Genomic DNA, 21053 nt, shown 5'->3' on the forward strand with positions numbered 1-21053 from the left:
CGGCATATGATCGACGATGAACCGAAACCACGCTTTTCGTGACGTGTCCGGTGGCAGCAGTCATTCATTTGACTCGCGACGTCGTTCGCTCGGCTTTGACGTTAAAAAATATATCCCAGCCCGAACGCCCTCGCCCAAACAACCACACTCAAAAGCGCAGCTATTTGGGCAAGTCACTCGCTGGATTAACGGTCAGTCTGCTTGCGCAAATCGAAGTGCGGCCTTGGCTGGTCCCGACAGGATATCTTGGGTTTGTGTGACGCGCTCGGGGGTGTAGTAGCCTTCTTCGTGCAAAATATTGACCGTTGCTGCGAGTTCACCGTCGATCAGGATTGGAAGGTTAATGACCGAACCGCAACCCAATTTCCCGATCAGTTCGGAATCTGGAAATACCTTAGCAATGTCTTCCAAGGTATTGGCGACGAAGGTTTCTTTGCGCTCGTGAACCTGTTCAAACCAGCTGTTGATCGTGATCGGTTTTGTGCCGGATGTCGGATAATTCTCGGCGTCATCCGTATAGGCGCGGCGGGCCAGCATTGCGTCCATGTCGACGGTCATCACTGTGAACAGTTTCGCGCCGACGGTGGCTTTGGCCAAAACGCACAGCGCCTCAAAAGCTTCGGTTTCTGTTTTGGCTGAGGACAGTGCAGTCTCAAAATTGGTCAGAGCGGCGTTCATAAGGTTTCCTTGTATTTCGGGTTTCCGCCGGATGCGGCGTAAAGCGTTTGTGTGTAGGGATCGGTGAAACTGCCATCGTGCAAGGCCGTGGCTGGTGCGATTTCCACCACCCGACCCTTGTTCATCACGGCCATGCGGTCGCACATGAAACTGACCACGGGCAGATTGTGCGTCACCATCAGATAGGTCAGCCCTTGCTCGCGGCGCAAGCGTTTGAGCAGGTTCAGAATTTCAGCTTGCACCGACACGTCTAGCGCAGATGTTGGCTCGTCGAGCAGCATCACTTTGGGTTCCAACATCAGCGCCCGCGCGATTGCGACCCGTTGGCGTTGGCCGCCTGACATCTGGTGCGGGAACCGGAACCGGAACCGTTGATCCAGACCAACAGCCGCCAGCATGTCGATCACGCGGGCATTGCGGTTGCCCAATCCGTGGATCATCAAAGGTTCTGACAACACCGTATCAACTGATTTGCGGGGATGCAGTGACCCGTAAGGGTCTTGGAACACCATCTGGCAACGGGTTGCGAAATCGTGGTCTACTTTGTGGCCTCGGGGCGCCCCGAGCAGCGAAATCTCACCAGTCCAATCAGGGGCAAGCCCTGCAATCGCCTTGAGGACGGTGGATTTACCAGAGCCACTCTCGCCAACCAGCGCAAAGCTCTCGCCCTCGGCCACCTCGATATTCACGCCTTGCACAACCTTGGTCGTGCCATAGGAAATATCGAGGTTCTTAAGTGAAATCGCGCTCATGTGCCGCTCCATGCTGTGCGATCCAACACCGGAAGTTCGTCGCGGGTTTCTTCCATCTGGGGAACCGCTGCCAATAGACCGCGGGTGTAGGGATGCGTGGCTTTGTGCAGGTCGCGTGCATCGCAGCTTTCGACAACTTCGCCAGCGTGCATCACTAAAATTCGGTCGCAATAGCGCGCAACGAGGTTCAGGTCGTGGGAGATCAGGATCAATCCCATCCCCTTATTTTTGACGAGCTCGTCAATTAAATCAAGCACTTGGGCTTGTACAGAGACATCCAGCGCCGATGTCGGCTCGTCTGCGATCAAAAGATCGGGCTGCGGGATCAGCATCATCGCGATCATGATCCGTTGGCCCATGCCACCCGACACCTCGTGAGGATACATTTTGACGACACGCGCGGGGTCATTGATCCGCACGGCCTCAAGCATCTCGATCACCCGTGCTGCAATATCTTTACGGGCAATGCGTTCATGCGTCTTCAGCGCCTCAGCGATCTGATCACCAATGGTCATCACAGGATTAAGCGAAAATTTCGGGTCCTGCATAATCATCGAAATCCGTGCGCCGCGCACCTTGCGCATGGCGCGTTCGGACAACGCCTGCAGATCATCCCCGTCGAACATCAGCTTATCGGCAACCTGCCGGCCCGGACTACGGATCAACCGCAAAATCGCCCGTCCGGTCATGGATTTGCCAGAGCCACTTTCGCCGACAATCCCCAGACGTTCGCGGCCCAGCGTGAACGTCAGCCCTTTGACGACATCAACGCGCCCAGCGGGGGTCGGGAAACTGACCCGCAGATTCTCCACATCAAGCAAAGTGTCGGTCATGATTTGCCCTCCTGTTTAGGGTCCAGCACATCGCGCAGACCATCACCGAGAAAACAAAACCCAAGAGACACAAGGATAATGGCAATACCGGGCATCGTCGCCACCCACCATTGATCAAGGATGAACGTGCGACCACGCGAAATCATCGCACCCCATTCTGGCAACGGCGGCTGTGCGCCCAGCCCCAGAAACCCAAGGCCAGCAGCTGTCAGAATGATCCCCGCCATATCAAGCGTGACGCGCACAATCATCGACGAGGTACACAGCGGCAGCACATGGCGCATGATGATCCGTGTGTGCGACGCACCCACAAGCCGTGTCGCGGCGATGAATTCCGAATTGCGAAAGGTCAGCGTTTCAGCCCGTGCGATACGGGCATAGGCAGGCCAAGACGTAATAGCGATCGCGATAATCGCGTTCTCAATTCCAGGCCCGAGGGCTGCAACAAAGGCGAGTGCCAAGATCAGTTTGGGCATCGACAGAAACACATCGGTCACGCCCATCAGCACCTTATCGGTCCAGCCGCCAAAGTAGCCTGATACGGCCCCGATGATCAGGCCCAAAGGCGCAGAAATTATCGCAACCAACGCGACAATCATCAGCGTAATGCGTGCGCCATAAATCACGCGGCTCAGAATATCGCGGCCCAACTCGTCGGTGCCCATCCAATGCGCGGCAGAGGGTGGCAACAGCCGTGCGCCCAAATCCTGCCCTAGCGGCGAATGCGGCGCGATCCATGGTGCGAACAATGCCGCAAAGACCAGCACCAACAGGATGATCGCCCCAACAACGGCCAGCGGGTTGCGCAGCAACGCTCGCAGCATCCGGTAGCTGTTGCCGAGGTTGGCCTGCATCCGCGACTGCGGTGAATCGTCAAGTAACCAGCTTTGCATGTTTGTCATGTCGCAGATCTCCTAGCGGCTACGCGGGTCAAGGATGCGGTACAGAACATCCGACATCTTGTTGATCAGAATGAACACGGACCCGATGACCAACGTGGCCCCCAGCACGGCATTCATGTCGGCATTCAGCAGGGCCACGGTCAGATAATTGCCAATACCGGGCCAGCTGAACACGGTTTCAATCATCACCGACCCTTCGAGCAGCGCCGCATATGACAGACCGATCACCGTGATCAACTGCACACGGATCGGGCGAAAGCCATGCACCCAAATGACACGCCATTCGGACACGCCTTTGACGCGGGCGGTGGTGATATATTCCTGCCCCAACTGATCCAACATAAAGCTACGGGTCATTCGCGCGATATAGGCCAGTGAAAAGAACCCGAGGATCGTCGCAGGTAAAATCAAATGGTCCAACGCATTCCAGAACACGTCCCAATCGCCGGACAATGCGGAATCTACCAGCATCAGACCTGTGCGCTGTTCCACCAGCCCCTCGTAAAAAATATCAACGCGCCCCGGCCCCGACACCCAACCGAGCGTCGCGTAGAACAGGACAAGTCCCACAAGACCCAGCCAAAACGCAGGCACCGAATAGCCCAGCAATGCAAAAACACGGATAATTTGATCCACCCACGTTCCCTTGCGTGCGGCAGCCCAGACGCCCAGTGGCACGCCCAACCCTACGCCAATCGCAATCCCCAGCGTCGCCATTTCCAGCGTCGCAGGGAACACCCGCGCAAGGTCGCTTGCAACAGGGCGGTTCGTCGAGACAGACCGCCCCAAATCACCTTGGAACACGTCACCGACGTAGTTTACAAATTGTATGATCAGCGGGCGATCCAGTCCCATCGCAATCTTGGCGATATCGTATTGCTCTTGCGTGGCACGGTCGCCGACAACAGACAGCACCGGATCAATCGGGATGACGCGACCAATGAAAAACGTGATCGCCAGCAGCCCGACAAACGTGAGCAAGGTGACAATGACAAATTCGACCGTCGCGCGCAGGATTGCCCAGAACCGTCTGCTGGTGATCATCTGCATACTCATGGGCGCGGCCTTTCGTGATAGTTGGCAAGCCTCAGATGGCCGGCGCCACCGGTTTATGGGTTTCTCACATCATTTTTCACCCCGTTCTGACACGCCAAAGCGCACAACAGGGATCGAGATTCCTGCGCACAGTTGGAAACATTTTTTATCTGAATGCAAATAATTTTTTGTGTTGCACAATAATTTTTTTTCTACAAAGCTGAGATCAGCACTGTGACACCCCCCTCGGATTCTTGATCCCATGGGTGCGCGCTAGACGGCTAACATTGACGACAGGACCACAATGAGCACGACACCAGACAAAACCGGACATCAACTCGGCGCGAAAATCCGCAAGCGCCGCAAGAAGCAAAACCTGACATTACAGGCTTTGTGTGATGCCTCCGGTGTTTCTGTGGGATACCTGAGCCAAGTGGAACGTGACAATGCGACACCGTCTTTAGGAACCTTGGCACAAATTGCCGACGCATTGGGTGTGCGGCTGGAATACTTCATCGCTTCTCACAAGCCGACAGATGGACTGACCCGTGAAGATCACCGCCCGCGATTTGCTTTGGCGAATTCGTCACTGACTTACGAAGCTCTTGCCACAGATTTTGCAGGCTCTGAATTGTCGAGCTACCTGCTTCATGTGCCCGTCGGATATACTTCCGAGGCCGTCAGCCACGAAGGCGAAGAAATCATCTACGTCCTTGAGGGCGAGATCCAACAGACACTTGGCGATCAGGTTTTTCTCATGAAAACAGGAGATTGCCTGCACTATAGCGGCGAGACGCCCCACACGTGGAGCAATCCGTCAGACATACCGGCGCGTATTCTTTGGACCGGAACGCTTACGGTGCTTAGCCGCATTGGTGCGGCCAAACACCCGAAATTACCCGATGAACCAGAGGCGGTTTAACCGTCCATTTAGCTAAAACCCAACAAGGAGATTTCCGTGAAACACCTAAAATCCACCCTCATGGCAAGCGCGCTGATCCTGCCGCTCGCGGCACCTGCCGCGTTTGCCGAAACGCCCGACGGCATGCTCGTCGTCGCCCAGAACATCGACGACATCGTCGCCATTGATCCGGCACAAGCCTACGAATTCACGTCCGGCGAACTTGTCACCAACCTGTATGATCGCCTGATCCAATACGACGCTGAAGACACAACCGTTCTGGCCGCGGGCCTTGCGTCAAGCTGGGAAGCAGACGACGACGCCAAGACCATCACATTCACACTACGTGACGGCGCAACTTTTGCGTCCGGCAATGCGGTCACACCCGGCGACGTGATCTATTCCTTGGGTCGTGTGATCAAGCTGAACCTGACACCTGCGTTCATCCTGACGCAGCTTGGTTGGACGCCTGAAAACGTCGACACCATGATCACAGCCGAAGGCAACACCGTCACTGTCAAATACGAGGGCGATTTTTCGTCTGCATTCGTGTTGAACGTGTTGGCATCGCGCCCTGCCTCTATCGTTGATAGTGTTTTGGTCGCAGAAAATGCCGTCGATGGCGACTGGGGCAACGCATGGCTGAACGAAAATGCTGCGGGTTCCGGCCCGTTTGTGCTTGATAACTACTCCCCTGCCCAGTTGATCCGCCTGAGCGCCAATGAAACATATTTCAACGGCGAACCGGCCATCGAAAGCGTCATCATTCGCCATGTTGCAGAAGCCGCGACACAGCAATTGCTGCTGGAACAAGGCGACGTTGATCTGGCACGCAACCTGACACCTGATCAGATCGCGTCCCTTGATGATGACGGCATCAAAGTCGAAACCTTCCCGCAAGCCGCCGTGCATTTCCTGTCGTTCAACCAAAAGACAGACAGCCTGACTGACCCCGCGATCTGGGAGGCTGCGCGTTACCTTGTTGATTACAAAGGCATGACCGACACGATCATCAACGGTCAAATGGAAATCCATCAGGCGTTCTGGCCAAAAGGCTTCCCAGGGTCCTACGACGAAACGCCGTTCACCTATGATCCGGAAAAAGCCAAGCAAATCCTTGCGGATGCTGGCATCGAGACCCCGATCACTGTGACGCTTGACGTGATCAACGCCCCACCCTTCACCGATATGGCGCAATCGTTGCAGGCTAGCTTTGCCGATTCAGGGATCAACTTTGAAATCCTGCCCGGCACTGGTGCGCAAGTAATCACCAAATACCGCGAACGGACCCATCAGGCGATGTTGCTGTATTGGGGCCCAGACTTCATGGACCCGCACTCAAACGCCAAAGCGTTTGCGTATAATTCCGACAACTCTGACGAGAACTATGCCGCGACAACAACATGGCGCAACGCATGGGCCGTTCCTGACGAAATGAACGCCCGCACAATGGCTGCTTTGTCAGAGGCTGATCCGGAAACACGTCTGGAAATGTACCGCGAGCTGCAACAAGACGTGCAGGAATCCTCGCCGATCGTCATCATGTTCCAAGCGGCCTATCAGGTTGCAATGGACGAAGACGTCACAGGTTACGTGAACGGCGCGACATCTGATTATGTCTACTACCGCCTTGTAAACAAAAACTAAACAAACTCAGGTCGCCGCAATCGTGGCGGCCTGAACACCCTTTTTCCTATATTTTCCGGAGCCTATCGTGAACACGCCTGCCCTGACCCAATCCCGCCTGTCCAAACTCCGCACGCGGATGGCCGAGACACAAACCGATCTTGTGGCGTTAGGTCCGTCCAGCCATATGGCGTGGCTGTCAGGTGTACATCCGCATGGCGACGAACGCCCTGTGATGCTACTGGTAGCCCAAGACTATGCCGGTTTCTTGATGCCTTCTCTGAACGGTGCCGCCGCACGCGACGCTACAGATTTGCCGTTCCACGAATGGCGCGATGATGAAGGCCCCGAAGCCGCCCTGACCGATCTGCTCAAAGCCGCGTCAGCCACAGGGTCCGGGCTGTCCGTTGTGCTGGATGAAACCATGCGGACCGATTTCGCCTTGCGGCTTCTGGATGCGATGGACGCGCCCAAGCGTCGCTTTACCGATGATACCGTCGCCCTGTTACGCGCCGCAAAAGACGACGCCGAATATGACGCGATCAAAGCCGCGCATGTCTTGAACGACGGCGCGGTGCAAGCGGCCTTTGCCGCCTTACGCGAAGGCATCACAGAGCGCGAAATCGAAGGCGTGATCAACGCGCATTACAAAGAAAACGGCGCAACGCTGGAATTCTGTTCGGTCTGTTTCGGCGCATCAGGTGCGTTCCCGCATCACTACTCGGGCGACACCAAGCTGACCGCCAACACCGCGATCTTGCTCGACACGGGCTGCCGGCTGAACGGCTACCCGTCCGATATGACCCGCTGCGGGTTCTTTGGTACACCCGACGACACCTACACCGAGGTTTTCAACGTCGTTGAGCAAGCCGTGCAAGCCGCGCTCGCAATCGCCAAACCCGGCGTCTTGGCCCGCGATATCGACAAGGCCGCGCGTGACGTCATCACAGCGGCTGGTTACGGCGACAAATTCCTGCATCGCACGGGCCACGGCCTCGGCATTGATATCCACGAGCCACCCTATATCGCTGCAAATTCCGACGTCGTCCTGAACGAAGGTAACGTCTTTTCAATCGAGCCGGGCATCTACCTGTCAGGTGAATTCGGCGTGCGGCTGGAAGAAATCGTGATCCTGCGCGAAGGCGGCCCCGAAATCTTTTCGGACATGCCGCGCAAGCTCGTGCAGGTAAACACGGACGGGGCCAGCTAAGGTTTGGACCGCCGCCCCTTGGATATCAGCGGTCACTTGCATGATTTCTTGGGAACGGCAGAGCGCCTTCCCTAAAATCATCCAATCAACTGGGGCACGGCTTCAAAACAGTCGTGCCCCAACTCCGTTGCCCAAGCGATATACGCCAAAAGCGGAACTGAATCGGGTGCTGTGACGTTAGTAAGTTGTAACTTCCAAAAGGAACGCAACCATGACTATCGTCCGTATCTCAGCATTCGTTTTTAGTTTAGTCACACTTGTCGCCTGCGAGACCATTGAAGGCGCGGGACAAAACCTGTCATCTGCAGGCAGTGCCATCAGCGATGCAAGCAACGAGGTTCAGCAGGACCTCTAGGCCCAACCACGTTGCAGTCACGATCCTGCTCGCCCGTGTCGATGATGCAAAAGCCTCTGACCGATATTCGCGTATGATTAGGGCTGTGACAGTGATCGCCCGACAAATCGCATCCGACCACGGGATGAGATTTTTGAAATATGCGTGTGGCTCACCCCTTAGAGAAAACGCACGATTGACCAAGGTACAATGCCCTCATGAGCACCGCATCCGATCTTTTAGAAATCAGACCTGAAGGGCTATATTGCCCGCCGGGCGGTTTCTACATTGATCCGGTCAAACCCGTGGACAAAGCACTGATCACCCATGGCCATGCGGACCACGCGCGGGCGGGCCATGGCGCGGTCATGGCGACGTCCCAAACGCTTGATATCATGGCGATCCGCTACGGCGAGGACTTCACAGGCAGTCGCCAAATCGCCAACGGGGCGCAAGTGGTGAATGACGTCAGCGTGTCCTTTCATCCGGCAGGACACGTGCTTGGTTCAGCGCAGATCAAGATCACCCATAAATCAACCGGAACGGCTGTGATAACCGGCGATTATTCAAGGCAGCCCAATCCGGCGTGCGCCCCGTTTGAGCCCATACCCTGCGACATACTCGTGACCGAAGCGACCTTTGCCCTGCCCGTGTTTCGTCACCCCGACCCGTTGGGTGAAATCGCGCGGGTTCTCGCCTCAATCGAGGCGTTTCCTGACCGTGCCCACTTGATCGGGGCCTACGCGCTCGGCAAGGCACAGCGCGTCATCATGCTGTTGCGCATGGCGGGATGGGACGGTCCGATTTTCATCCACGGTGCGTTGCAACGGCTTTGTGATTACCACATCAGCCAAGGCGTACCTTTGGGCGATCTACGCCCCGCAACGATTGATCGCGGCAAGAAATCGGATTTCGCAGGTCAGATCATCCTCGGGCCACCCTCCGCATTCGCGGCAACTTGGGCGCAACGGTTTCCCGATCCGGTGATCTGCTTTGCAAGCGGTTGGATGCAAGTCCGCGCACGCGCGCGTCAACGCGGCGTCGAGCTGCCGCTTATTATCTCCGATCACGTCGATTGGCCGGACCTGACCCAAACGATAACCGAACTGAACCCCGCAGAAACATGGGTTACTCACGGACGAGAAGACGCGCTTTTGCGCTGGTGCGAACTGCAAGGACGCAAGGCCCGCCCGCTTCGGCTGTTAGGGTACGAAGAGGAGCAGGACTGATGCGTGCTTTTGCAACTCTTCTAGAACGGCTGGCCTTTACCCCTCAGCGCAATGGTAAGATTATCCATCTCAAGCAGTATTTCGCCGCAACCCCCGATCCGGCACGCGGACTGGCACTGGCCGCGATCACGGGCGATCTGGGACTGAAGGCAGTGACGCCGTCGCTATTGCGTGGCTTGGCGGCAGAGCGGGTCGATCCGGAACTATTCGCGATGAGCTATGACTTTGTCGGCGATCTGGCCGAAACGATTGCGCTGATCTGGCAACCTGCGTCGACCACCACCGATGTACCACTACCCGAATTAGTCGACGAATTATCGAACACACCGAAATCCCAACTGCCCGCACGCATTGCAAATCGGCTCGATACGATGTCCGCGAATGACCGCTACGCCTACCTTAAACTCGCCACAGGTGGTTTGCGCGTTGGCGTATCAGGTCGTTTGGCGCGGATGGCTTTGGCGGATTTTGGCAGTTTGCCGCTCGCCGAAGTTGAAGAAATCTGGCACGGGCTGACACCTCCTTACGCAAATCTGTTCGCATGGGCTGAAGGCGGCGAAAAACCCGAGGCAGCGGCGCACGCCCCGTTTCGCCCTGTCATGTTATCCACCCCCACCGACCTTGCGGCCCTCAACGGGTATGACCGCGCAGAATACGTCGCAGAATGGAAATGGGATGGCATCCGCGTGCAAGCTGTCAGTGACCAAGGCACCCGCCGCCTTTACACCCGAACAGGCGACGACATCTCGGCGGCATTTCCCGATATCATAGATGCGCTCGACTTCGACGGCACGCTGGACGGCGAATTACTGATTAAGCGCGACGATATCATCGCACCTTTTGGCGATCTGCAAAAACGGCTCGGGCGCAAAACCGTAAGCCGCAAGATGCAGGAAAGCCACCCTGCCCACATGCGCGTCTATGACGTTCTGATGTGGGAAGGCCATGATTTACGCGCGCTTCCGTTCGCAGAGCGGCGCGGGCAAATGGACCAGATCATCAAAACCATCAACCAACCGCGCATAGATCTATCGCCCCTGCTCGATTTTGCCACATGGGACGATTTGGCCGCATTACGTGCGGACCCGCCCGACGCCGTCATAGAAGGTGTGATGATTAAACGCCGCGACAGCCCGTACCTTGGCGGGCGCATGAAGGGTCCGTGGTTCAAGTGGAAACGCGACCCAATGCTCATTGATGCCGTTCTGATGTACGCGCAACGCGGGCACGGCAAACGGTCCGGTTTCTATTCGGATTTCACATTCGGTGTCTGGGACGCCGACGCCCTTGTGCCAGTGGGCAAGGCGTATTTTGGATTTACTGACGATGAACTCAAAGAACTGGACCGCTTTGTCCGCAACAACACCACCGAGACCTTCGGACCCGTCCGTGCATTGAAACCTTTGAAAGTGGTAGAAGTCGCCTTCGAAGGGCTCAACCGCTCGCCGCGTCATAAGTCGGGCGTTGCCATGCGCTTTCCACGCATATCGCGCATCCGAGACGACAAACCCGCAGCCGAGGCCGACCAAATCCAGACTTTGCGTGATATGCTCAACTGATGCGCGGCCAAGGCAAACCCCGGTTCAATGTCCGCCCAGAACCCCGTGAAGACGCAATCGACCGGAATACAGACAAACGGAAAAAGCCGCGCAAAGCGGAATCAATCACATCATACAAAAGGGGTAATGGCGGACAGACAGGGATTCGAACCCTGGAGACGGTCTCCCGCCTACACACTTTCCAGGCGTGCGCCTTCGACCACTCGGCCACCTGTCCGTTGCGCGGGGTTTATCGCCAAGCGGGGGCGCTTTGCAAGACCCAAAGACGTAGTTTTTCACCTTTCGTGAAACTGATAACGATCGGACACATCACGGCGTTATTGCGCAAACGGCTCGCACCCACTATGCCGTTGAAATGCACGACAAACACGATCATACCCCACCGCCCTCTGGCTCTGTTGATCTGGCACGGGTACAAACCGTAGCCCTTGTAATTATTGCCTTCGCGGTGGTGTTGTTTTTGCTGGTCCAAGCCCGCTTTATGCTGGTGTCACTGGCCACGGCGATCGTGTTGTTCAGCCTGACCAGTGCGGTGATCGACTTTATCGCTCGCCAGCGGCTCGGCCCGTTTCGTGTGCCTGATTTTGTAGCCAGTATCGCGGCGTTGGTGATGATTGCGGCGGCTTTGATGGCCGCCTCCGGCTTTATGCTGACCCAAATCAACAACGTGCTGATCACCACGCTTAGCTTTGCGGAACAAGCCCCGTCGGCTGTCGCGTCCCTGTTCGGCTTCATGGGCGAATCCACCGAAGCGTCAATCCTTAGCGCCCTGCAATCCATCAACGTTGGCAGCTATGCCCGCACCGCCGCCACCCGCGCCAGCGACGTGACGCAGGCCGCAGTTTTGGTGATCTTGTTCGTGGGTTTCTTGTTCGCGGAACGGATTTGGTTCGACATCAAGCTGGTGAACCTGATCGGCGATCAAAAGCGGGCCGAGCGGATCAGCAAGATTGTCTCTTCGATCATCTGGAAGGTGAACTATTACCTCTGGGTGAAAACCGTGGTCAGCGCGTTGACGGGCCTGATGACCTACGCGCTTGCGGTCAGCTTTGATATTGAACTTGCGGTGGCGATTGGCCTAATCACGTTTATCCTGAACTTTATCCCTAATGTCGGCTCGATCATCGCCACGGGTATGGTGGCCTTGATCGCGCATATTCAACTTCATGATCCGGCTCTGACCGTTGTTATCGTCAGCATCGCGGGCGGTATTCAATTCATCAACGGCAACATCATTGATCCCATGATGATGGGCCGTGCGTTGCGTCTGTCGTCGTTCGGTATCATCATTTCACTGGCCTTCTGGGGCGCGGTCTGGGGCATCCCCGGCATGTTCCTATCGGTGCCAATCATGGTGATGCTGCTGGTCGTGTGTAGTCACGTCCCTGCCCTGCGCCCGCTCGCCATTCTGCTATCACGCGAAGGACTGCCCGAAGACGAAACCGCCCTCTACCAAACGCCAGACAGGCCGCAGCGCACGCAACCTCCGATCAATCGGGCGGCACGTTAATTCACTTCATCACGTCTTGGGGCAAAGCCAATAAAACACCGCAGCAGCCGCCGCGTCGAGCAGCGCAATGACCGCAACCCTACCCGATGCAGTGCCGTCAAAATACGCCCAAAAGCCCGTGACCGCGATGCCCCCGAAAACTGCAATCGCGCTATAACAAACAGCGCGTTGCACCTGAACGTCACCGTGATCTCGCAAAAGCCACAACAGCATCGCCAAGCCTAGGAACGCCGGTGATGCGCGACGCCCCAAGAAATCACCGCCAACGCCAGAAAAAACGCCATATCGACCAGCGTAGCTTTGTGCGGACACCAACATGATGACAAACAACCCCGCGAGCAACACCGCAGCCGCAGTACAGGCGATCCGGAACGTCATTCGCCCTTCACTCCAAAATAAGTCACGTCCTCGACGAAATACTGATAGCTATCGGCATTCATCAATGCATCTTGCGGGACTTCAACGGCCATATCCGTGCAAACTTCGCGGGAATAACAAATGTCGTCGGTGCCAGCCACAATCGTGAAATGTGTGATCTCGTGGATGATCGTACCTGCGCGTGTGCCGTTTCCTTCGGCGGCAGAGGCGTCATTGAGGTCCTTCATCGTGTCCATCACAAAGAAGCGCGGGCACAGTTTGACCTCGTAGGCATTGTCGGGATCGACAAACGCATAGGTATCCGCGTCACACATCCCGTAGCCTGTGTTCACGCATTCGGTTTTGACCTGTCCGGTCCGAATGGCGGCGACCACAGATTTCAAATTGCGGCGCACTACTTCGCCGGTCGATGGGCTATATTTGCCAAACCAGCGCGTATAAACAGGCGTCGGACCAATCGCCGTGGCAGCGGTCAACGCAAGCCGTTCTGAACGCTCCAGCGATGCTTCGATCACACCGCGTTCAGCCTTGGTGCAGCCTGCAAACTGTTGCGCTATCGCAGGTTGCGCAGTGACCGTCACAACGGCAGTAGCAAGCCAGCGCATCACGTCTCAAGGTGCAAATAAACCCGCCGGTTCTGCTTGCCCTTTTTTTCGATCTTACCAAGCCGTACTTTGCCAATTTCAGAGGTCCGCGCCACATGCGTCCCCCCGCAAGGTTGCAGATCAGCCGTGTCATCACCCACGCCAATACGGACCAAACGCACGCGGCCTGTGCCGCGCGGCGGCTTTACCCGTAGCGTTTTCACCAGCCCCGGATTAGCGTCCATGTCCGCATCGGTGATCCATTCCTCGTTCACCGCAAAATCGCAATCGATCAGCATGTTCAGCGTTTTTTCGATCTCGTCACGATCCTCTGGCGCCTCGGGCATATCGAAATCAAGCCGCCCTTTGTCAGGCGAAATCGACCCACCCGTCACAGGCAGCGGGATCACGACCGACAACAGATGCAACGCGGTATGCACCCGCATGTGTTTATGGCGACGGTCCCATGCGATCTCTTGGCGGACCAGCGATCCTTCCGGCGGCAGGGCGGACGGCTCTGCGGGGACAAGTACGATCTGGCCGCCTGCCCCTTTGACGGTTGTGGCGATCTCGATGGACTTTTCGTTCTCGGCCATGCCCCACCGCACCCAGCCGCTATCGCCCGGTTGCCCGCCCGATGTCGGGTAAAACAACGACGCATCCAAAACGATGCCGCCCTCGTCCGTAATCTGAAGCACGCGGGTTGCGGCCTCGCGGCGGTAAGCGTCGTCTAGGTATAATGGTGTCGTCGTCATGTCGTATCTCCGCCGTCCGGATCCGAGATATCATCGGCCCTGCGCGTCTGATGGAATTCAGGCGCGGCGGGTCGCGTCTCAGCATCGTTATCCGTGTCAGAGTGGCGCAAAACCTCTGGATTACGCAACCAGATGTCGCGCTGTGCAAACGGAATTTCGATATTTTCTTCAGAGAACCTACGCGAGATCTGGAAGTTCAGCTCGGATTGAACCGACATGATGAAATTCACATCGCGCAAGATCGCCCGAATTTCAAATTCCAACGCATCTGCGCCAAAGTTCATAAAGTAGATGCTCGGCGGCGGCGTCATAACGACCATCGGATGCGCTTCTGCGATCTCGCGCAGAATGCCCGCGACGCGGTCCACGTCCGTGCCATAGGCGACACCGATTTTCAGGATCAAGCGTCCCGCAAGGTTGCCGCGCGTCCAGTTAATCACTTGGTTACTGATCAGATCGGCGTTCGGCACAATGACATCTGTGCGGTCAAACGTCTCAATCCGCGTTGCACGCACCGAAATATCACGCACATACCCCATGCGGTCGCCGACCTCGATCCAGTCGCCTTGGCTGACGGGCCGTTCAATCAACAAAATGATGCCAGAAACAAAGTTCGACACAATCGTTTGCAACCCGAAACCGATACCAACCGACAACGCACCAGCCACAATGGCCAAGCTCGATAAATCAATCCCCGCGCTAGTGATCGCAATCACCGCCGCCAAGAATATCCCGACGTAGCCAAAGCCCGCGACAATCGCGTCCTGCGCACCCAGATCAAGCGATGTGCGCGGCAGAACAGATGACCGCAGTGACGTTTTGATAAAGCCCGTCAGCAAATACCCGATGCTAAAGATCGCAACAAACGTCAGGAAATCAGACGGCGAAATCTTGGTCTGGCCCCATGTGTATCCGGCGGTAAAGCGGGCCCATGCGGACAACAAATCCGTGACCTGCGCGCCCCAGATCAACGCGAACAATGGTGCGGCCAGCACAAACAGCGCAAAGCCCACCATCATCGGTGCCAATGCTTTTTTGCGGCCATCTTCGACGTCGTAAAGCAGGTCGTAGATACGGAAACTCAGCGTTTGCAGATAGATGATAACGCCAATCAGGCCCAGCGACAGGCTGGTCGGAAACACAATCGCCCGCGCCGCCGCGTCATAGCCAAGCGCGGCAAGGATCGGTGCGGCAATCGCCACCAACTGCACAACCCGCCCGATAAACGACCGCGTGCGTCCAGCGCTCACATCAGGCCCTGCGTTTTCATCAGGAGCATGGCGCAGCAACGTCGCAAAGCGGAACAGCGAGACCGAAACGACAACAATAAACGGAAAAAACAGCACCGATGCATTGTCGGTCTGATCAGTGCCAGACTCCAGAAACGCCGCAAACGGTAACCGCAACGCCACGACCCACGCCAAGATCACACCATTTCGCCGCAACTGGTCGCGGATCGCTTTGACATGGTTCAACGGGCCATACCGGTCGCCTTCGGGAAAGAACTGCTTGCTCAGCCACGACGCCACGATGATGACAAAGCCCGCACGCGGCACCTGCTCTAACACCGCTTCGCCACGCACGCCGAACACATCAAGCCCGTGCAACCCGTAAGCCAATGCGATCAGCCCCAGCAACGGCAAAACGCCTTCCAACACCGCACCGATGGACTCGGCGATTACGCTTCCCGCTTTGGTTTTCGGATGTGGCATCAGGTTGTGAACCAACATCGGGCTGCGAATAAAAAGGTAAATCGCGACAAGAACCGAAACAGCAGCCCATAACATGCGCAACTGATTGTAAGACGTCCAGTCGCGGCTCGTGATGCCAGCTTTGATCTCGGCAGCCATGGTCGTGATACCGCTGACCACTTGGGTCACGGCATCCGGCCATAGTGTCGGGTTCAACGGCGACACACTGCGTTCCATCAACGCGGCTGTCTGCTTGGCCCGTAATTTCACTTCGATTTCCGTGATGATGCCGTCCGCACGCGCGTATGCTTCGGCGGCCAACAAGCCCGGTGCCGCCAGATCATCGCGCATCGTGATTAGCGTTTCCCGGCGGGTGGTCACAGTCTCGGCTTCGGTTTCGCCCTCGGCTGGCACCGCGCCAAGCGCCGTAATCTGCGCATTCACCGTCGCCAATCGCGCGTCATTTTCTGACATCGCAGACGAGAATTCGTCGCGCCACGTGCTCAATTCGGTTCTGGTGCGCTCTAGCCGGAAGGACGACGTGCTATCGCTGAGCAGCACCTTTTCGACACGCAACGCGGTCCTGTCCCACGTCGCATAATCGATGCCCAGCAAATCGCCGATCACCGCGTCGTTCACCGCCTCTTTGGTCGATGGGACGTCGGACGATATGACGGCTTCTTCTGATATGACGGCTTCTTCGCTCTCGACAGTTTGAGCAAAACTCGCCGATCCGATCCAGACACTGATGATAAATGCAGTAATCGCCCAAATCAGGCGCGTGTTCGACTGCTTGGACGGCTGGTTCATTCTTCTGCAAAAACCGATGGAATGTCAGCAGGCGCACGGTCCAGCCACGCCGGAACAGGCAGTCCTTTTTCCTTTAGGAACGCGGGGTTATACAGTTTCGACTGGTAGCGCGTGCCGTAATCGCACAGCACCGTCACAATCGTATGGCCCGGCCCCATATCGCGGGCCATGCGCATCGCACCCGCAACATTCACGCCCGACGATCCACCAAGGCACAGCCCCTCGTGTTCCATGATATCAAAAATCACCGGAAGCGCCTCTGAATCGTGAATATTATAGCTAAAATCGGGCGTCAGCCCTTCGATGTTCTTGGTGATGCGGACCTGACCAATGCCTTCATTGATCGACGAGCCTTCGGTCATCGTCAGTTCGCCTTTGGTGTAATAATTGAACAATGCGGCCCCATCAGGGTCGGCCAAACCGATCTTGACGCCCTTCGGCTGCAAGGCTGCGGCAACACCGGCAAGCGTCCCACCAGAGCCCACAGCGCAGATGAAACCATCAACGCCGCCATCCGTCTGCGCCCAGATTTCGGGCCCTGTCGTTTCGATATGCGCCTGACGGTTTGCGACGTTATCGAATTGATTGGCCCAAATCACACCTTCATTTGTGGTCCGCGACAATGCCTTGGCCAGACGTTCGGAATAGCGGATAAAGTTGTTGGGGTTGCGGTACGGTGCGGCAGGTACTTCGATCAACTCTGCGCCCGCAAGCCGCAACATGTCCTTCTTTTCCTGCGATTGCGTCTCGGGGATCACGATCACGGTTTTGAACCCCATCGAGGCCCCTACCAGCGCAAGGCCGATGCCCGTGTTGCCAGCCGTGCCTTCGACAATCGTGCCGCCCGGTTTCAAGTCACCCTTGGCGATCGCGTCTTTGATGATGAACAACGCCGCGCGGTCCTTGACTGACTGGCCGGGGTTCATGAATTCGGCCTTGCCCAAAATCGTGCAACCCGTGGCCTCTGACGCGCCGCGCAACTTGATTAACGGCGTGTTACCAACGGCGGCGGCAAGGTCGGATTTAATCGGCGCGGATAAGGACATGATCAGGGCTTTCTTTAGTGTTAATCCTAAGTAGAACCCCGCGCCCTCAAACTCAAGCGGTGCCGCGCAACCGAGCGCGATTCTGCGACAGCCAAAATAACATCGACACCAGCGCGGCATTATTCGCCTCGCCCGTCGCTATCAGCGCAAAGGCCGCATCAAACGGCAGGATATGCAGGCGCAAATCCTCGGATTCGCTTTCCAGACCGCCCGTATAAGTCATAGGCTCTGGCAGGTCGCAAATCCCCGCGAAACAAAAGAAGTAATCAGTCGAGCTGCCCGTGGACGGATAATAGGAAAACATCTTTTCCAAGGCGATGCCCGTCAATCCGGCTTCTTCTTCGCTTTCGCGCAAGGCAGCTTGTTCCGGCGTTTCGCCCTCATCAACCATGCCCGCGATAGGCTCCAACGCCCAAGGGTTTGAATTACCACGCATAATCGGCGCCATGCGGATTTGCTCCACCAGCAACACGCGGTCGGTTTTCGGATCATAGGGCAGCACAAGCGCCGCATCAGTGCCTAAAAACACCTCGCGCTGTAATGCCGCTGATCGTGATCCGGTAAAGGTTTTATGCTCTACCTGAAACGCGGCCAAGCGAAAGAAATCACCCGACAGCGTCGGCGCATTCACCGAAAAATCGTCCGGCGCTGGCTGATATCGCACATCGGCTGGCATCGCTTCGACCTTTGCCCGCAAACGATTTGACGCGCGTTTCGCGATCATATGCCACTGCGCACGCAACGCATCGCCAGCCAAAGGTGGATCAAACGACCCGATTTCAACAGCCATTTCACGGCTCAATGAACCAGATTGATCTTGCCACCGCGCCAGCGACCACGGCCTATCGGACACATCAACAGACGGTCCAGGCAGATAAGTTTGCGTGCTGACAACGTCGCTATCCACATCAACTTTGGCTGATATAGGGTTGTAATCAAACGGTATTTCATAAGCATCCAGCCGTGCGACTTCAGCAGCGGTCAGATCATCCAGCACCATCCCATCCACGGATGCGCCAACACGCGCTACAATCGCAGGCAATGGCGACCTGCGTTGTTCGACCAGCGCATAATCGTGCAAAATAGCAGGCGTGACCGCGACATTCCGCGCCAGCAACCGTTCCCGCAAGACAGGATCAAGCAGCGTTCCGTAAATAAAAACAGTCACTTATGACCACCGCTTCGCAACAAATTCGACCAACAATCCGCAGACGACAGCGCCCACGACCATCACGATACCCAAATCCATGCACGCAAACTGAACGGCATAGTCACCCATAATCTCGAACACACCGACGACGGCTTCAACGGGGCCGTCATACGCGTGGCGCATCGACTTTGAGATCATGTCACTGAAAGACATCAAGAAAAACACCCAGAACAACATCGCAACAGCCGTTGTGATCCCGTTGCTGACACCGGACGAGACGCCTTTGCCTGCCCGCGTACCTGCAAAAATCCACCCGACGAGCACCCCGATGCCGCCGTTTAACGGAAACCAATAGCTGGGCTGGCGGGCCTCCTCGAAATAGGCAGTCGCGGTATAGGCAAAGGCAAGGCCAAGCAGCCCAAAGCAAATAGCGGCCATAAGGCGAGCTGAGGTTGGCATGATCGGTGTCTCCCTGTGTGGCCCCGCCAATCGTTGCGGTCTTGTGCCGCTTTGGTCAGGGTCATCTGCGTTGGGATGTTTGTCCGCTATGACGGGGCGCAGCACAAGTGCGTCAGATAAAACTTCCCCATGCGTTGCCAGATCGCCAACCCTTAGAAATCGCGCGACTGATACGCATCCAGCGCACGTTTGCGGCCCACATCCACCGGAACAACCGGTTCAGGATACGCATCCGACGCTGACAACCCCCAAGCCTTTGGTATCGCGTCAAAATATGACAACGCGGTGTCCGATGGATCATCTTCACCTTCGGCAATCCACCGCGTCGCGTAGGTCCGGTTCTTGTCAAACTTGTCCAACTGCGTCACCGGATTGAACACCCGAAAATATGGCGTCGCATCAGGCCCCGACCCCGCCGACCATTGCCAGCCCATCGCATTGCTGGCCGGATCCCAGTCAATCAGGCAATCCGCAAACCAATCCAGCCCGATTTTCCAGTGGCACAACAGATGCTTCGTCAAATACGACGCCACAATCATCCGACCCCGATTATGCATGGTCCCCGTCACATACATCTCGCGCATCGCCGCATCGACAAAGGGAATTCCCGTCCGCCCTTGCTTCCACGCAATCACCTCTGGCGACGTTTCATCAGTATTCCATGCGAAACCATCCCAATCTTGCTTCCAATTCTCGCTCTCGATACGCGGCGTGTGGTGCGACAAATGATAGGCAAACTCGCGCCACACTAACTCTTTCAGAAAAACCTCAGCGTCCGATTTTCCATCGTGCAACGCCCGCCACCCCGCGTGCCAACACACAAGCGGCGAAATCTCACCATAGGTCAGATTTTCAGATAGCCCGGACGTGCCCTGCACCCCCGGAATATCCCGTTTTGCCTTATAATCCGCGACACGTTCCGCGATAAATTCATCCGACCGATCACGCGCCGCAGCTTCGCCGACGGTGCAATGCCCTGCTACAATGTCACCGCCACGATGCATCGCAGCACCCATATGCCAGTCGTCCAAATTATCCGATGCAGGCCAATCATTTGGTCCCAAAATCTGTTCTGGCGCAGGCAATGGCGCCGCTAATTCCCTTCCACGTACAGTCTTCCACATAGGTGTGAAGACTTTGTAAAAGCCGCCCGTTTTTGTCTCGACGGTCCAAGGTTCAAACAACAAATGCCCTGCGAAACTTTGTGCGTCGATCCCGTCATCCTTGAGCGCCGATTTCACTGCTGTATCGCGGGCCTTCGCCGTCACATCATACTGTCGTGACCAATAAACCGCATCCGCGCCTGTCTGAGAAATCACATTAAGTATGACCTCTAATGCATTGCCATGACGCAATATTAACCGACTTCCAAGTGCAGCCAGATCATCTGCCAAAGCACGCACCGACATCCCCAAGCGCATACGCGCCGCCGCACCCTGACCTGAGGCGACTTCATCATCAATAAACAACGGAATAACCGGACGGCCCGTGGCACAGGCCGCCGTCAGGGCGTTATGGTCGCCAAGCCGTAAGTCACGGCGGAACCATAGAATAATCGGGCGCAAGTCTGTCACAGCAATTCCTTCTTTTGCAACAAACTAGCGCCCCCAG

General features: G+C 56.4%; 20 protein-coding genes and 1 tRNA gene. 7 read left to right on the forward strand and 14 right to left on the reverse strand.

Annotation, left to right across the window (positions count from 1 at the left end; genetic code table 11):
* Positions 1 to 192: 192 nt before the first annotated feature.
* From FHS72_RS05795 to FHS72_RS05815, 5 genes are read right to left on the reverse strand one after another with little or no spacing between them, the layout of a single operon-like run.
* Positions 193 to 678: a GAF domain-containing protein gene (locus FHS72_RS05795; RefSeq protein ID WP_183526994.1), complete on the reverse strand. Its 486-nt coding sequence runs from the start codon at positions 676 to 678 to the stop codon at positions 193 to 195.
* Positions 675 to 1430, reverse strand: coding sequence for an ABC transporter ATP-binding protein (locus FHS72_RS05800; RefSeq protein ID WP_183526997.1), 756 nt, complete (start codon positions 1428 to 1430; stop codon positions 675 to 677). The genes FHS72_RS05795 and FHS72_RS05800 overlap by 4 nt, the downstream gene beginning before the upstream one ends.
* Positions 1427 to 2263, reverse strand: coding sequence for an ABC transporter ATP-binding protein (locus FHS72_RS05805; protein ID WP_183526999.1), 837 nt, complete (start codon positions 2261 to 2263; stop codon positions 1427 to 1429). The genes FHS72_RS05800 and FHS72_RS05805 overlap by 4 nt, the downstream gene beginning before the upstream one ends.
* Positions 2260 to 3165, reverse strand: a complete 906-nt coding sequence (locus tag FHS72_RS05810) for an ABC transporter permease (RefSeq protein WP_183527002.1) — start codon at positions 3163 to 3165, stop codon at positions 2260 to 2262. The genes FHS72_RS05805 and FHS72_RS05810 overlap by 4 nt, the downstream gene beginning before the upstream one ends.
* 12 nt (positions 3166 to 3177) lie before the next feature.
* Positions 3178 to 4215 (reverse strand): ABC transporter permease, encoded by a 1038-nt coding sequence (locus FHS72_RS05815; RefSeq protein WP_221235365.1) that lies wholly within the window; start codon positions 4213 to 4215, stop codon positions 3178 to 3180.
* A 289-nt stretch (positions 4216 to 4504) separates the two neighbouring features.
* On the opposite strand from FHS72_RS05815, the gene FHS72_RS05820 reads away from it, so the two are divergent.
* From FHS72_RS05820 to FHS72_RS05845, 6 genes are all read left to right on the forward strand, one after another.
* Positions 4505 to 5122, forward strand: coding sequence for a helix-turn-helix domain-containing protein (locus FHS72_RS05820; protein WP_183527008.1), 618 nt, complete (start codon positions 4505 to 4507; stop codon positions 5120 to 5122).
* A gap of 36 nt (positions 5123 to 5158) precedes the next feature.
* Positions 5159 to 6748 carry an ABC transporter substrate-binding protein gene (locus FHS72_RS05825; RefSeq protein ID WP_183527010.1) on the forward strand — a complete coding sequence of 530 codons (1590 nt, stop codon included), beginning with the start codon at positions 5159 to 5161 and terminating at the stop codon, positions 6746 to 6748.
* Positions 6749 to 6815: 67 nt separating this feature from the next.
* Positions 6816 to 7937: a M24 family metallopeptidase gene (locus FHS72_RS05830; protein WP_183527013.1), complete on the forward strand. Its 1122-nt coding sequence runs from the start codon at positions 6816 to 6818 to the stop codon at positions 7935 to 7937.
* Between the two features lie 211 nt (positions 7938 to 8148).
* On the forward strand, positions 8149 to 8292 hold the full coding sequence (locus tag FHS72_RS05835) for an entericidin A/B family lipoprotein (protein ID WP_183527015.1): 144 nt from the start codon (positions 8149 to 8151) through the stop codon (positions 8290 to 8292).
* 197 nt (positions 8293 to 8489) lie between these two features.
* Complete coding sequence (locus tag FHS72_RS05840) at positions 8490 to 9500, forward strand: ligase-associated DNA damage response exonuclease (RefSeq protein ID WP_183527018.1); 1011 nt, start codon at positions 8490 to 8492, stop codon at positions 9498 to 9500.
* Entirely contained in the window at positions 9500 to 11059 is a 1560-nt protein-coding gene (locus tag FHS72_RS05845; RefSeq protein ID WP_183527020.1) for a cisplatin damage response ATP-dependent DNA ligase, read from the forward strand. Before FHS72_RS05840 ends, FHS72_RS05845 begins: the two co-directional genes overlap by 1 nt.
* Positions 11060 to 11186: 127 nt before the next feature.
* Here FHS72_RS05845 and FHS72_RS05850 read toward each other — a convergent pair.
* Positions 11187 to 11276 (reverse strand) — tRNA-Ser (locus FHS72_RS05850).
* A 138-nt stretch (positions 11277 to 11414) separates the two neighbouring features.
* On the opposite strand from FHS72_RS05850, the gene FHS72_RS05855 reads away from it, so the two are divergent.
* Positions 11415 to 12569, forward strand: coding sequence for an AI-2E family transporter (locus FHS72_RS05855; protein WP_183527022.1), 1155 nt, complete (start codon positions 11415 to 11417; stop codon positions 12567 to 12569).
* Between the two features lie 9 nt (positions 12570 to 12578).
* Here the strand turns inward: FHS72_RS05855 and FHS72_RS05860 are convergent, their stop codons facing one another.
* The 8 genes from FHS72_RS05860 to FHS72_RS05895 all read right to left on the reverse strand — a co-directional run bounded on the left by FHS72_RS05860 (position 12579) and on the right by FHS72_RS05895 (position 21016).
* Entirely contained in the window at positions 12579 to 12947 is a 369-nt protein-coding gene (locus FHS72_RS05860) for a hypothetical protein (protein ID WP_183527024.1), read from the reverse strand.
* Positions 12944 to 13552 (reverse strand): M35 family metallo-endopeptidase, encoded by a 609-nt coding sequence (locus FHS72_RS05865; RefSeq protein WP_183527025.1) that lies wholly within the window; start codon positions 13550 to 13552, stop codon positions 12944 to 12946. The genes FHS72_RS05860 and FHS72_RS05865 overlap by 4 nt, the downstream gene beginning before the upstream one ends.
* A complete protein-coding gene (locus FHS72_RS05870; RefSeq protein WP_183527027.1) occupies positions 13552 to 14286 on the reverse strand; it encodes an alanyl-tRNA editing protein in 735 nt (244 codons plus the stop codon). Before FHS72_RS05870 ends, FHS72_RS05865 begins: the two co-directional genes overlap by 1 nt.
* On the reverse strand, positions 14283 to 16787 hold the full coding sequence (locus FHS72_RS05875) for a DUF3772 domain-containing protein (protein ID WP_183527029.1): 2505 nt from the start codon (positions 16785 to 16787) through the stop codon (positions 14283 to 14285). Before FHS72_RS05875 ends, FHS72_RS05870 begins: the two co-directional genes overlap by 4 nt.
* Positions 16784 to 17833 (reverse strand): cysteine synthase A, encoded by a 1050-nt coding sequence (locus FHS72_RS05880; RefSeq protein ID WP_183527031.1) that lies wholly within the window; start codon positions 17831 to 17833, stop codon positions 16784 to 16786. Before FHS72_RS05880 ends, FHS72_RS05875 begins: the two co-directional genes overlap by 4 nt.
* Before the next feature lie 52 nt (positions 17834 to 17885).
* The gene (locus FHS72_RS18600; protein WP_183527033.1) at positions 17886 to 19001 is read right to left on the reverse strand and encodes an NUDIX domain-containing protein; all 1116 of its coding nucleotides are present in this window, start codon (positions 18999 to 19001) and stop codon (positions 17886 to 17888) included.
* Positions 19002 to 19442 carry a TrgA family protein gene (locus FHS72_RS05890; protein ID WP_183527035.1) on the reverse strand — a complete coding sequence of 147 codons (441 nt, stop codon included), beginning with the start codon at positions 19440 to 19442 and terminating at the stop codon, positions 19002 to 19004.
* 152 nt (positions 19443 to 19594) lie between these two features.
* A complete protein-coding gene (locus FHS72_RS05895; protein WP_183527038.1) occupies positions 19595 to 21016 on the reverse strand; it encodes an FAD-binding domain-containing protein in 1422 nt (473 codons plus the stop codon).
* Positions 21017 to 21053 lie beyond the last annotated feature (37 nt).

Source organism: Yoonia ponticola, assembly GCF_014199395.1.
Lineage (GTDB): Bacteria > Pseudomonadota > Alphaproteobacteria > Rhodobacterales > Rhodobacteraceae > Yoonia > Yoonia ponticola.

Coding starts and splice junctions, on each gene's coding strand:
- FHS72_RS05875 (WP_183527029.1), bottom strand. CDS start 16,787: ATGAACCAGCCGTCCAAGCAGTCGAACACGCGCCTGATTTGGGCGATT.
- FHS72_RS05880 (WP_183527031.1), bottom strand. CDS start 17,833: ATGTCCTTATCCGCGCCGATTAAATCCGACCTTGCCGCCGCCGTTGGT.
- FHS72_RS05840 (WP_183527018.1), top strand. CDS start 8,490: ATGAGCACCGCATCCGATCTTTTAGAAATCAGACCTGAAGGGCTATAT.
- FHS72_RS05855 (WP_183527022.1), top strand. CDS start 11,415: ATGCACGACAAACACGATCATACCCCACCGCCCTCTGGCTCTGTTGAT.
- FHS72_RS05820 (WP_183527008.1), top strand. CDS start 4,505: ATGAGCACGACACCAGACAAAACCGGACATCAACTCGGCGCGAAAATC.
- FHS72_RS05800 (WP_183526997.1), bottom strand. CDS start 1,430: ATGAGCGCGATTTCACTTAAGAACCTCGATATTTCCTATGGCACGACC.
- FHS72_RS05805 (WP_183526999.1), bottom strand. CDS start 2,263: ATGACCGACACTTTGCTTGATGTGGAGAATCTGCGGGTCAGTTTCCCG.
- FHS72_RS05815 (WP_221235365.1), bottom strand. CDS start 4,215: ATGCAGATGATCACCAGCAGACGGTTCTGGGCAATCCTGCGCGCGACG.
- FHS72_RS05835 (WP_183527015.1), top strand. CDS start 8,149: ATGACTATCGTCCGTATCTCAGCATTCGTTTTTAGTTTAGTCACACTT.
- FHS72_RS05810 (WP_183527002.1), bottom strand. CDS start 3,165: ATGACAAACATGCAAAGCTGGTTACTTGACGATTCACCGCAGTCGCGG.
- FHS72_RS05795 (WP_183526994.1), bottom strand. CDS start 678: ATGAACGCCGCTCTGACCAATTTTGAGACTGCACTGTCCTCAGCCAAA.
- FHS72_RS05870 (WP_183527027.1), bottom strand. CDS start 14,286: ATGACGACGACACCATTATACCTAGACGACGCTTACCGCCGCGAGGCC.
- FHS72_RS05845 (WP_183527020.1), top strand. CDS start 9,500: ATGCGTGCTTTTGCAACTCTTCTAGAACGGCTGGCCTTTACCCCTCAG.
- FHS72_RS05890 (WP_183527035.1), bottom strand. CDS start 19,442: ATGCCAACCTCAGCTCGCCTTATGGCCGCTATTTGCTTTGGGCTGCTT.
- FHS72_RS05865 (WP_183527025.1), bottom strand. CDS start 13,552: ATGCGCTGGCTTGCTACTGCCGTTGTGACGGTCACTGCGCAACCTGCG.
- FHS72_RS05860 (WP_183527024.1), bottom strand. CDS start 12,947: ATGACGTTCCGGATCGCCTGTACTGCGGCTGCGGTGTTGCTCGCGGGG.